The 13,227-nt window shown below is 41.0% G+C and carries 10 protein-coding genes; 2 read left to right on the forward strand and 8 right to left on the reverse strand.

Annotation, left to right across the window (positions count from 1 at the left end; all coding sequences use genetic code 11):
• Positions 1-148 precede the first annotated feature (148 nt).
• The 5 genes from GXZ13_03905 to GXZ13_03925 form a co-directional block, all read right to left on the reverse strand.
• Entirely contained in the window at positions 149-1,162 is a 1,014-nt protein-coding gene (locus GXZ13_03905; protein ID NLX74981.1) for a TAXI family TRAP transporter solute-binding subunit, read from the reverse strand.
• Between the two features lie 113 nt (positions 1,163-1,275).
• Entirely contained in the window at positions 1,276-3,261 is a 1,986-nt protein-coding gene (locus GXZ13_03910) for a TRAP transporter permease (GenBank protein NLX74982.1), read from the reverse strand.
• Between the two features lie 136 nt (positions 3,262-3,397).
• On the reverse strand, positions 3,398-4,030 hold the full coding sequence (gene deoC / locus GXZ13_03915) for a deoxyribose-phosphate aldolase (GenBank protein NLX74983.1): 633 nt from the start codon (positions 4,028-4,030) through the stop codon (positions 3,398-3,400).
• 24 nt (positions 4,031-4,054) lie between these two features.
• Positions 4,055-5,617 carry a DEAD/DEAH box helicase gene (locus tag GXZ13_03920; GenBank protein NLX74984.1) on the reverse strand — a complete coding sequence of 521 codons (1,563 nt, stop codon included), beginning with the start codon at positions 5,615-5,617 and terminating at the stop codon, positions 4,055-4,057.
• A gap of 284 nt (positions 5,618-5,901) precedes the next feature.
• Positions 5,902-7,005, reverse strand: a complete 1,104-nt coding sequence (locus tag GXZ13_03925) for a hypothetical protein (GenBank protein ID NLX74985.1) — start codon at positions 7,003-7,005, stop codon at positions 5,902-5,904.
• A gap of 240 nt (positions 7,006-7,245) precedes the next feature.
• On the opposite strand from GXZ13_03925, the gene GXZ13_03930 reads away from it, so the two are divergent.
• Both GXZ13_03930 and GXZ13_03935 read left to right on the forward strand, forming a co-directional pair.
• Positions 7,246-9,288, forward strand: a complete 2,043-nt coding sequence (locus tag GXZ13_03930) for an FAD-dependent oxidoreductase (GenBank protein ID NLX74986.1) — start codon at positions 7,246-7,248, stop codon at positions 9,286-9,288.
• Between the two features lie 24 nt (positions 9,289-9,312).
• Positions 9,313-10,275 carry an alpha/beta hydrolase gene (locus GXZ13_03935; GenBank protein NLX74987.1) on the forward strand — a complete coding sequence of 321 codons (963 nt, stop codon included), beginning with the start codon at positions 9,313-9,315 and terminating at the stop codon, positions 10,273-10,275.
• Positions 10,276-10,339: 64 nt separating this feature from the next.
• Here the strand turns inward: GXZ13_03935 and bioB are convergent, their stop codons facing one another.
• Genes bioB through GXZ13_03950 form a run of 3 tightly spaced genes read right to left on the reverse strand, consistent with a single transcriptional unit; the run spans position 10,340 to position 12,924 of the window.
• A complete protein-coding gene (gene bioB / locus GXZ13_03940) occupies positions 10,340-11,323 on the reverse strand; it encodes a biotin synthase BioB (protein ID NLX74988.1) in 984 nt (327 codons plus the stop codon).
• Between the two features lie 9 nt (positions 11,324-11,332).
• On the reverse strand, positions 11,333-11,944 hold the full coding sequence (locus GXZ13_03945) for a biotin transporter BioY (protein ID NLX74989.1): 612 nt from the start codon (positions 11,942-11,944) through the stop codon (positions 11,333-11,335).
• A complete protein-coding gene (locus tag GXZ13_03950) occupies positions 11,941-12,924 on the reverse strand; it encodes a biotin--[acetyl-CoA-carboxylase] ligase (protein NLX74990.1) in 984 nt (327 codons plus the stop codon). The genes GXZ13_03945 and GXZ13_03950 overlap by 4 nt, the downstream gene beginning before the upstream one ends.
• Positions 12,925-13,227: the final 303 nt, after the last annotated feature.

Below are 13,227 nucleotides of genomic sequence, written 5' to 3' on the forward strand. Positions count from 1 at the left end.
GCCAATCTCCTCATTTTGAGATATGGTGCAGCTATATTATATAGCATAAAGGTCTGTGTCGTTTCACTTAGAAGTTTTACAAAATTCAAATAATAAAAAATGGCCCCTATAAGGGGCCATTCTCGTTATTTTGTTTCAGTAAGGTTTATTACATCAAACCTTTTTCTGTGAAGAACTTGACTGCGCCGGGATGCAAGGGTGCTGTGAGCCCGTCGAGTGCTTTGTCAAGAGTGATCTCTTTGCCTTTAGCGTGTGCTGCACCGATATCGTCGATATTCTTGTACATTGCTGTCAAGAAGTTATAGATATCTTCTTCAGGCACGTCGGCATGTGTAATCAAAATGGCCATAACTGCAGGAGTTTTGACTTCTTCTGTAACGCCTGTGTATGTATTGCCCGGAATTGAGCTTGCCACAAAGAAGGGATACTTTGCATTGAGCTCTTTTAAGAATTCATCATCGAAGCTCATAAGTGTAACGTTGTTCTTTGTTGTTGTGAGATCCATGATTGCTGTTGTAGGATAGCCAGCTACGACAAATCCTGCGTCAATCTGTTCGTCTTTGAAGCGATCTGCTATTCCTGCGAAATCAAGGAAGTCTGCTTTTTTAAGGTCTTTGTAGCTCTTGTCAAGATTTGCTACGTCAAAGAGAGCCTGAACGTCGCCTTCGGTTCCTGATCCGGGTGCGCCAACTCCAACTCTTTTGCCTTTAAGGTCTGTGAACTTCTGAATGCCTGAATCTTTTGTAATGACCATCTGCAAGTGTTCCGGATAGAGAGATGCTACTGCGCGGATATTATCAAGTGCGCCTTTATCTGCGAACATATGCTCTCCCTTAACTCCCCAGTATGTTACGTCGTTCTGTACAAATGCGATTTCAATTCCTTTTGTTGCGATAAGGTTCACGTTTGCAACTGATGCATTTCCTGTTTCTGCTGTGCATTTCACTTTGCCTTCCTTACTAACTGCAGCTGCCAAAGCTCCGCCTACTGCGTAGTAAGTTCCGGAAGTTCCGCCTGTTGCAATTGACATGAAGCTTTCTTTTTCAGCTGGTGCTCCGAGATCTGCCTTACGGAATGCAGGGCATCCGAAGAACTTATATCCAGCAAAAAGTATCACTGCCAACACAACCAAAAGTACTGTTAATAAATAAGATCTTTTCATTATAATTCCTCCCTATTCTGATAAAACGTAATAAATCCCTTTTGATTATTTATAACTAGAATTACTGTTTTATATTAAAAGGCCGAAATATCACTCAGCCTCAGATTCTTTATCTAGGCTTGCGCTGTTTTAGCCATTTCCTTCTTCTGTTTCTTATATTTTATAGTTTGCACTATATATATTAAAACAAGTACAGCCAGACCCATTAAATCAGATCTTGTTCCCGGTATCAAGAGCCCCAATGCACCGCCAAAGGCGAGTAAACGAAGCGGCCAGATAACCTTGGTTTTAAAGAAGCCTATAGTTGACATGGCCAAGAGGAATACTCCCAACAACGCCGTTCCTATTGCCTGAACAAGGTGAAAATGGCTCTCCACTCCTATAAAAAGCAGAATTGGGTTGTACACATAAACATAAGGCACTAGGAACCCGGCTAAAGCCAGTTTAAACGACGTAACTCCTGTTTTCATAGGATCAGATCCCGCTATACCTGCTCCGGCATAAGCGGCCAAAGCCACAGGCGGTGTCAAGTCTGCTGCGATACCGAAGTAGAAAACGAACATATATGCTGCAAGAGGCGGAACACCCAACAGTAGTAATGCGGGGGCTGCCATCGTGCTCGTGACTATAAAATTAGCCGTTGTGGGCAATCCCATACCAAGCAAAAGACTTGCTAGCATCGTGTAGAAAAGGGTTAATAGTTTATGTCCGCCTGAAAGCGACACGATTGCGTTTGCAATTCTCAAAGCCAACCCTGTAAGGGTTCCTGTTCCAACAATCATACCGACCGTGGCACATGCACACGCAACTCCAATTGCAGCACGAGCTCCACTGTCGAAAGCTTCAAAGATTCTATCGGGGGTCAAGCGTGTATCCTTGCTAATCCAAGAGAGTATAAAGCTTATTACTATTCCGTTAAATGCAGATTTTAAAGGTGTATAACCTGCAAGAAGAAAATATATTATTGCAAAGAGTGGAATTAGCAAAAATCCTTTTGATCTAATGAGAGCCCAAAGAGAGGGCAATCTGGAAAAAGGAATTCCTTTCAGTCCAAGACGTGATGCCTCGAAGTGTACTTGTACCATAACAGCAAAATAGTAAAGTATTGCCGGTACAATTGCCGCTATGACAACTTTCATATAAGGAACGCCCAACATCTGTGCCATAATAAATGCCGCAGCTCCCATAACGGGAGGCATAATTTGTCCGCCTGTAGAAGCAACAGCTTCTGCGGCACCGGCAAATTCAGGTTTATAACCAACGCTTTTCATAAGAGGAATTGTAAACATTCCTGTCGTACAGACGTTTGCAACTGAAGAACCTGATACCATACCCATAAGGCCGGAGCTTACGACAGCCACTTTTGCGGGACCTCCAGTTGACCAACCTGCTAGAGCAAGTGAAAGATCTATAATAAATTTACCCAGTCCCGTTCTCTCAAGAACAGAACCAAAAAGTATAAACATAAATACAAACGTAGAAGAAACTTGAAGTGGTGTGCCAAAAATACCTTCTGTACCAAGATACATGTGGTTTATTATGCGTTCAATAGAAAATCCTCTATGAGCAATCATATTTGGCATATAACGGCCAAAATAGCAGTATAGCATAGCTATTATCGCAAGGGCAGGAAGAACCGGATTTGAAATACGTCTTGTTGATTCCAGAAGCGAAATCATGAAGAGAAAACCAAAAAGCAGATCCCAAAAATTAGGCAGTCCCGATCTTGCAGTCAACTGATTAAAATAAACTACTATATATAGAGCAGACATTACACTTACTATTGCACAAATAAAATCGTACCAAGGAATACTATTTTTTATCTTATTTTTTGATGAAACCGGATAAAGTAGAAAAACGAGGGCCATAGTAAAAGCAATATGAATGGCACCCTGTTTCTGCAACAGCAAAAGACCAAAGCCGGAAGTATAAAAGTGAAAGCATGACATGGCAAATGCAATTATTGCAACCAGTTTGCCCTGCCAACCTGCCAATACTCTAAATCTGGACTCTACGTCAAACTTCCTTTTGATTTCTTCAACATCAATCTCGCCTAATTTAGCGTCTTCATACACTAAGTCCGTATTTATTTCACTCAATACATTTCCTCCTCTAAACCTGCGAACAACTTATAACACAGAACTCAATTTTGGATTTTTACAATATTCTGTCAATTCTTTCATTTTGTCAAGAAAATGTTTATTTATTTTTGCAAATTAAACTTTATTTTAGTTTTTACATTAATATTAACTGAGAAGTTCCCAATCTGTTTGCACCAGCCTCAATCATTCTAAGAGCCGTGTCATAATCCCTGATACCACCTGCGGCCTTAACCCCCATGGAGCTTCCTACGACTTCTCTCATAAGCGCGACGTCTTCTACTGTTGCACCTCCTGTAGAAAATCCTGTGGAAGTCTTTACAAAGTGTGCTCCGGCTTGTTGCGACAGTTCGCAAGCTTTTATTTTTTCATCATTGTTTAATAAGCAAGCTTCTATTATTACTTTCACCAAACAATTTGGAGCTGCGTTTACAACCGCTTTTATTTCTTCTTTCACCTTATCAAAGGCACCATCCTTTAGCCAGGAAACATTAATCACCATATCTACCTCTGAAGCTCCATTTTTGGCGGCCTCTGCAGCTTCATACACCTTTGTTTCTGTCGTGTTGGAGCCAAGAGGAAAGCCTATGACGCTGCAAACTTTCACTTTGCTCTCTTTTAGCAAATCAGAAGCCAATGACACAAAAGCAGGATTCACACACACTGAGACAAAACTATTTTCGATAGCTTCATTGCAAAGCTTTGTAATATCTTCACGACTGGCATTAGGTTTTAAGTTTGTGTAGTCGATGTAGCCTGATAGTTTCATTATTTTCCCTCCGTAGCTGTTTACTTAAATATCTTCCGTAATTTTTATTTTCTGAATCTTCTCTTCAAAACCAAAGACAGATGCATCTATTTTATTTACCGTTATATCAATCTGTTCCATGGCCGAAAATCTATATTCTTTTGGCAGTCTGTTGGCAAAGCGCTTCACTTTTAAGAGAGCCTGTAAATAGTTGCGTTCGCTTCGACGTAATAAATCTGCCGCCAACATGGCATGAGGATTTTCAAAATCAGCAAAGAGTTGAGCTATCTCAATGTTTTGCACAACATCCATCTCATCGCTCCAGATATCAGCCGCTATTTGACGAACTCTTCTTCGCAGTTTCTTATCCCTTATCTGTTTTAAAGTGTCGTTTACCTGTTCAAGAACTTTCTCCACTTGCTTAACCGCACTTTTGTAGCGAAGCAACGGCATTGAACATTCAGAAATCATCTTCGCTTCAACTTCTACTGTTACTTCTTTTTTCAAAAGCCTGCCAACTGAAGGCAGTAAAGTTATTTTGGCTTCTTCGCAGGGTTTCTCTATCGTCTCTAAATATAAAGACTCAGTATCATAGTCATAATTCTCTGCTCTGCTGCGAGGGATAAAGGAGACATATCCCGGGTTGAAGTACCCCTTTCTACCGGCTCGACCGGCCATCTGCATAAATTCATTTTTTGTTAAGGGACCATCTATAAATTTGGCCATCTGACCAAAGACGACTGTTTCTGCCGGCAGGTTAACCCCAAGAGAGAGAGCATCTGAACCGACTACTACATCCAATATTCTCTCTCGGAAAGCCATTTCGACGAGCAACTTTTCTTTTGGCAACAAGGATCCAAAATAAAGTCCGACTCCTCGCAACATCGTTTCATGGATGCGAGCGACTTCTAAAATATCGGCTATTTCACGAAGACGCAGCAAATTGGCCCTACTAATCTTTTGTCTTGTTGCGGCAATCTGAGATGCTATCCACTCCCCGCCTTTTTTTGAAAAGACGAAAACGAGAGCGTCATGTATCTGACCGAATCGCAATCCTTTTTTTCTGAAGACAAGTTCAGTCGCGCGAGAGTCTGTCTTGTAGAGGACAAACTCTCTCATACCCATTTTTTCCAAATATTTTTTCACAACTTCTGGATTGCCGAAAGTGGCGGACATGACCAAAACATCGCTATGAAAAGAAGTGGAACGTAAGCCGTCAATATATGCTCTCGCTCGCTCTGAGTCGTTGAAAATAAAATGGAATTCATCAATTATTACTTTTTGATTTGGAACCGAAGCATATTTTAGAGTATATATTTCCTGAGTACAACACAACACCATGGCATTTGCGTTCTTTTTAAAATCGCCGGTCTCTATCCCGACATCAAAACCCATGGATTTTAGATCTAAATACCTTTCATTGGAAAGAGCTTTAATCGGTGCAGTAAAAATAACGCGTCTTGACGGCATAATCGGTTCGGTATTTACATCCATTAATCCCGCCCAAAGATATGCAACCCACGTCTTGCCACTCCCTGTAGGTGCAGAGAGGATAGCACTTTCCCCCTCAATTGCCTTTATAGCTTCGCTCTGCCACTTGTATAACATCTACTTCTCCAAGTTCGGCTTGAGCATTAAGAAGTTTTTCCCAGAATTTTTCGGATAATTATCCTCTTGCATCTTTTCGCCCACTTTTCTGTTTCTTTATACTTCAAAATCAAGCTTCTAAATAAATATTCAATGATTAGAAGCAATTTAACCTTTAAATTATATCCCATTGAGAGCCAAATTCAGCTCTTTCAGCTGCAACATACATAATAAGAAGAGCGTGAGAATCAATAAATAGACTCCCACGCCTCATCTTTGCAGCTTTTTTTGATTTATTGTTTGTGCTACATCTCTCTCGGTTTTAGCAATGCTCTCATATCAATTTCGGTCCAATCTTGAGCGCCCGGTATTTTGAACCAAATTTTAAATTTTTCCGGAACTGCCACTATCTGATAGACCGTCATATCTGTTGTTGCACCTAAATCCTCTATACGAGTATCAAGAATTTTTCTCATATTGTCTGAATTTAAAGTGCCCTTGAGATGTTTTGCCAAAGACAGAAGGTTTTGACGTCTTGATCTTGTCTTCCAATAAGTTTTATCATCAGGGCGAGGAAGTCCCCATGAAGGCTCTGTAAAGTGATTTGTTAGGACAGTGAGCCCTTCTCTTGAATGAGACTCACGACGTTTAACTTCAAAAACAGGCCATTCATAGCAGCGGGCTATCTGCTCGTCTGCAACTCCGACTATATATGCAAAGTTGGACTTTGTTGTTTGGAAGAAACTCTCTATTTCAGCCAGCGAAGAGCCGTCCAGCATAAACTCAAAAAGTTTTGCCACGGAAGGAACTCGGCTGTCATACCAGAGAGCCCCTCCTGAGGGCATTCCATTATTTAGTTCCATGAAAATGCCGCTCTCATTCATGCCGTTAACGAGATAAACTTCACCGGCATACCCCATTGTGGCAACAGCCAAAGAACCGTCTGCTGGGTGATAAACAGCAATGACCAAGTTATCCTTAAACTCCTTAAACCAAGGTAAATAGTCATAATTTCTTCCATATACAAGCGAATCTGAAATATAGTCGCCCCAGGCAGCAATACCTGTACATAAAGGACTGTTCAAAGCTGATGAAGCAAGGATTTCTATGGCGTTGACAAGAAGCACCTGCTCCATGTCCAACCCGGAAGTCTCCGATATACCACGTAAAACTTCTTTGAGACGAAAGGGAAAGTTGGCAAAAAACTTCTCAGATCTATCTATAAGCTTCTCAATTGGCTCTTCTTGCTCTTCTACAAGATGACCAATTATGCCTCTATTGTATAAGTCTGCCAGCTCTTCTGACATAAGAAAACCGTATTGCCGACCCATTTCTCTCCAAGTGCCGTGTAGATTAATAATACTGATAACACCCTGTTTTACTTTGGTTCCTTTGTCGAAGGATAACATGCTTCGACCTCCCTTCATCTACTTGCGTCTTCTATTATACACAAGTAAAAATATTATCACCAAGATTTATCCCCTTTTCTCATATTTTTAAAAACTTTCTAAATATAAAAATTGCTAAATAACAATTTTACATTTCTATGACAAGCAAATTATTTTAAATAGAATATTCAGTAGAATCAGCTGTAAATTGCAATTTGACCTTATATAAAAAACCATCATAATATACAATGCTAACAATTTATGTCTCAAATTTCTAACACTGGAGGAGTCTTCTTGAGAAAAACAACTGTTTTAGTTTTTATTGCCCTTCTTCTTATTTTTACCAAAGAGGCTCAATCCGCAACAAGTGAAACACGCAATTACGATGTTGTTGTGGTGGGAGCCGGAACCGGCGGATGTTCTGCCGCAATTCAGGCGGCAAGATTGGGACTCTCAGTTGCCCTGATGGAAGAATCAAATTACGTCGGAGGGCAGATGACAGGTGCTGCAGTTAGCACAATGGACGACAAAACGAAAACTCGCACCGGAATATATCTGGAATTTATAACCAAGATCAAAGAGTATTACGATGCTCAAAATACAAAGATAAATGTCTGCTATTGGGGCAGCGATACCATTTCTTTTGACCCTTGGGTAGGACAAATGATACTAAAAAAGATGATTGCAGAAGCGGGAAAAGTAGACCTTTTCTTAGAAACAACTGCTGTTTCAGCGGAATTGGCGGAAAACAGAGTCAGCTCAGCGCTCTTTTCTGTTAAGGGTGAAAAGATGAAATTTAAAGCCAAAATATTCATTGATGCCACTGAGTGCGGAGATTTTATCCCCCTAACCAAAGCTCGTTACCGCTCCGGCAACTCCATATCACCTCTGATAAGCAATACAAATATTATCCAAAATATAACCTATCCGGCTGTTGTAAAACGCTACAAGGACGGACTTCCGAAAGAGCTGATAGTGCAAGGCAAACCGCCACGATATGACGAATATCTGCCTCACTTCAGAAAAGTTATAACAAAAGATGGAGATAGCTGGCCGGGTGAATATCCCTTTAATATCAGCACCCACAATGCATATAGGGCTATTCCCGACGTTACAAATAAGAAATATATAGATGGCGGAGTTCCGGAAACTTGGTCAAATATAACCAAAACCGCAATCAACTGGGCAAACGACTATCCGGGAGATGACAGTGGCCTTCCCGGTATGTCAGTGGAATTTCTTGAAAGCCCAAACTACCGCTTGCAGTCATCTAGACAGGCAATGGCAAAGACCTTGGCCTTCTTATACTACATGCAGACAGAGCTGGGCATGACGGACTGGTCCGTGGACACTGAGCAAGGCTATGGAGAGTGGTTCAGCAATGACTGGAAAGAGTGGAGCGACATGCCGGAAAAATACACTCCGATACTCTCTCACTTTCCACCCTTTCCATATGTTCGTGAAAGCAGGCGCATCGTAGGAGTCAAGACTATGACTGTCTATGATGTCAAGAGAGACAATAAGCTTGGCAGAACGTTAAAAAGTATTCCAGACAGCATTGCATTGGGAGAGTATCCAGTAGACATTCACGGTCAAAATAAAAACTCTTATTTGGAAAGCGATTTGGGAGAGACCGCGGACAAAATACCAAATGATTGGAAAGATAACGACGGAGGTCTATTTCAAATACCCATGGCGGTGCTCATACCGGAAAAAATAGATGGACTCTTGGCTGCAGAGAAAAATATCTCCGTGTCTCGAGTTGTGAACGGAGCAACCAGATTGCAACCGGTCACAATGCTAACAGGACAAGCTGCAGGAGCTCTCGCTGCCGTCGCCATCAAGAACAGAGTACAGCCCCGCGACTTGCGACCTTTTGACGTACAGTACGAGCTATTAAAAGAAAAAAGTCAGCTTTCACTCTTCAACTTCAAAGACGTTCCAACATACTCTTCGCACTGGGCCGGAGTTGAAGCCGCCGTGCTATACGAATATATGACGCCACAATCAGAACGAATTTTCGGCTCATACGAAAAAACAACTTGGGATGAAATAAAAGATGTCATAAAAAAAGCCATGAATATTGCAGAACTCCCTGAAACAAATGCTGAATATAACGTGAGTGTAGATACATTTGCAGAGTGGCTAAGAGCCGTATTTAAGGAAGACTTAAAGAAGTATGAGAGCGTTTTGGAAAACTTAGTGGGAGAAAAACCTATGACCAGAGGCAAACTTGCCTCTGCTATAATGGAGATAAAAAGAGTAACACCTCGTTTTAAAGACCTTAAAGAAAAGACAATGTAAATAGTAACAAGGGAGTCGACTTAAATGACATACTTTACTGCTAAACAAATATATGAAAGATTGCATCCGGATCTAAAGGAAGAGTTTCTAAAGCTGCCTTCTTTGAGTTTGGATGGCAACGACTTACAGAAGATGCGAACCGAAATAGATGAACTTATTAAAACTACCGGCTTGCCGCACGACTCAAAAGTAAAAGTCTACGACCAATTCATTCAAAATAGCGACGGTACAAAATTACGCTTGCGCATATACGACCCCATTGTGAGAACTCGAAATGCTCCGGGGATACTTTGGATACATGGCGGAGGCTTCATAATGGGAACTCCCGAAGAAAGCGAAGAGAGATATCTCCGCTTTGCACTTGAACTTGCAGCCGTGGTAATAGCAGTTGACTATCGCTTGGCACCGGAACATCCATATCCGGCTGCTATTCAAGACTGTTACAGTGCACTCAATTGGCTCTTTGAGAACGCACCGACATTGGGAGTCAACAGAGATAAATTCGCAGTAGTTGGTGCCAGTGCCGGAGCCGGACTTGCCGCCTCTCTATCTATCATGACTAGAGATAAAAAAGGTCCAAAAATTGCATTCCAGATGCTCTTATATCCTATGTTGGACGACAGGGGAATAACGGAATCCTCCAACATGACTTTAGATGACAGGCTTTGGACAAAAAAATTAGACAAAATCGCTTGGAACCATTACATAGGACATGTAAAGGAAGAGGACAGAAATTCATACATGGCTCCGGCCAGAGAAAAGAACTTATCCGCTCTGCCTCCGACATACTCATTTATAGGAGAGTTGGACATATTCCTTGATGACACAATAATTTTCGTACAGAGACTCCTTCAAGCCGGAGTGCCGACCGAGTTTCACATCTACCCCGGCTGCATTCATGCATTTGAATCATTCATGCCGAATGCCCCTATAAGTGTAAAAGCGACAATTGATATGTTGGGGGCTTTGAGAAAAGCACTTTCATAATTTCATAAAAATGAAAACAAAATAGAACCCCGAAATGGGGTTCTATTTTTTATGAAACCAAGTTTTATGATTCTTGAGGCTGTAATTCCAATTGAACCATTCTTAAATTGAGAGATTCTCTTTCGACAGTCTTACCCGGAGTTGTCAAATAATTCCCGACTAGCATCGCATTGATTCCGGATGAGTATCCCTTATATTCATCCGCTCCCAACGCCCTTTCTCTACCGCCCGCAAAACGCAATGTTTTATCGGGCAATATCAATCGAAATACGGCTATGGTACGCATGATTTCATCCGTGCTAAGCGGTTTTTGATGTTCTAATCTAGTGCCAACTATAGGGTTGAGTATATTGATCGGAATACAATCTACGTCAAGCTCTTTAAGGCCAAAGGCCATTTCTACTCTCTGTTCTGGTGTTTCGCCCATAGAAATAATCCCACCGCAACAAACTTCTAAACCCAATTCACGCGCAATATTAATTGTATTTATCTTATCGTCGTAGCTATGAGTCGAGCAGATTTGAGAGAAATAGCTGCGGCTTGTTTCAATATTGTGGTGATAGCGAGAAATGCCAGCATCTTTTAACTTAGTTGCTCTTTCCAATGTCAAACTGCCGAGAGAAGCACAAAGGCCGATTTTCGTTTCCTTATGCAGTCTTTTAAATATATGTAAAATACGGTCAAACTCTGCATCCGTTAAAAATTCACCGCTCGTAACAAGGCTAAAACGGCTAACGCCTGAGCGCCATAATTCCTTTGCATTTTCTATAATTTCATTTTCATCCAATGAACTGACTTCTACAGGCATGACATTACTCTTATGACGGGCAGATTGAGCACAAAAAGCACAGTCGCCTGAACAAAGACCGACTTTAGCAGCATAAATGGCACACATATTTATTTTATTGCCGAAACGCCGTCTTGTTAGAGTATTCGCTACATCCACAAGCTCACTCAAATTAACAAGAGCAGGGTTTATAAGCATATTGGCTTCGTCAGGCGTAATGCCCTCTCCTTGCAAAGCCTTCTCTAAAATCTGTCTTGCCATTTCTCTATCCTACGAGACTTTTCGAGGCATATCATCAAGCAAAAGCATATTGTTAGACAACATACGGAAGCGAAGAGGAATGACCGCAACAACACAAAATACAATCTTTAAAATATCCAAAGGTATGAATGGATATACCGCAAGTGCAAGAGCCGCTGCAAATGAACTTCCGGTTGTAATACACAGCCATGTCGTACCGCCTAAATACAGAAGAAGATGAGCAATGGAAATTGATATCCCAGCTTTTGCAAAGAGCCATTTTTTATTTTGCTTGCTTTCTAACTGTCGGCTTTGACGACTGTTTAATACAAAAGACACGATCCACGCCATAATGGGATACATCATTAGGTAACCGCCCGTTGGGCCGAACAACGCGCCAACTCCGCCACGAAAGTTCCCGAATACAGGGACCCCTACTGCTCCGATCAGCAAATAACATATCTGAACAAAAACTGCGTGTTTAGGCTTTAACAATATGCCTGTTATATAGACAGCCAGCAATCCAAAAGAAATAGGCATAGGCGTAAATGGAAGTGGAACAACTATTTGGGCTAAAACTGCCGTTATTGCAGTAAAAATTGCAATTCTGGATATTTCCTTAGCAGTAAATGTTTTTTTCATTTATCATTTCCCCATTTCAATTTTATTTCCCCGGTTGAGATGTTTTGAATGTTCCCTCTTTCGTCTTTGACAACCAAAGCACCCATATCATCAATGCCGAGAACGGTTGCCACATAGCTATCCTCTAAACTTGTTACCAAAACCTGTGTGCCTATAATAAAAAGTCTACTTTCATAGTACTTTAGAATGTCGGATTTTTCCCCTCGCCCGATATAGTCAAGATAAACCGTTTCAAATTGATTAAGCACTTCAGCAATCAGGCTATTTCTTATACCGCGTATTCCAGTTATCTCTCCAATAGACGTTGCGATATCGTTAATCTCTAACGGCACACTGCCTGTGTTGATACCGATGCCAACTATGACGGTGCTTAGCTCCTGCAATTCAGCCGATAGAATAGCTTCCGTTAATATCCCACATACTTTTTTCCCTTTACAAAAAATGTCATTGACCCACTTAATTTCTGCCGATATACCGCATTTATTCTCTATCGCTCTAGAAACGGCAACAGCGGCACATATTGTCAGAAGACGGACATCCTGTCTTTCTTTGTCCAGTTTTAGGAGAATACTTAAATATATCCCCTCTCCTTTTGGAGATAGAAACGTCCTGCCCCTTCTGCCCCGTCCGCTGTTCTGCTCATTAGCAACAACAACATAACCGTTCTTAGCATCAGCTGTATTTAATTCTTTCAGATATTGATTTGTAGAATGAACGACGGGGAGCAGCTTCATTTTTTGTCCTATGAACGTAGTCCTTAAATCATCACGAATAGTTTTTTCAAACAATGTATCGTTTGTGTTCATGAGTATATATCCCTTATTTCGGATAGAGACAATCTCATTTCCATCATCCTGCAACAGGCGAATAGCTTTCCAGATTGCGTTGCGGCTGACACCTAACGAACTTGCGAGCTGTCCGCCCGTAACGATATTTCCCTTTTGTTGTTCCAAGGAATAAAACACTCGATTTTTTAACAAAATATACACCCCTTTCATGCTATTAAATCGTTGCAAGGCTCTTATGTCAACCATTATTTTAATTTAGGGTGACAGTTGGTATAATCTTACAAATCGCAAGACATACTACGTTCTTGATTTCTAGAATAAAAAAACAGGGTATTGTTTTTAAAACAACACCCTGTTTCATAACTAATATGAAGAGTCTTTATTTACGTAATTAAAATTAACTTTTAAATTTTTCCGCTTCCCAATATGCGTGGAAGTTTCAGCTCCGGCGTAGGCCCTATTACCTCTCTGGTCTGGTCAAGCTCTATATCAAAA

The organism is Synergistaceae bacterium (genome assembly GCA_012728235.1).
Taxonomy (GTDB): Bacteria; Synergistota; Synergistia; order Synergistales; family Synergistaceae; genus JAAYFL01.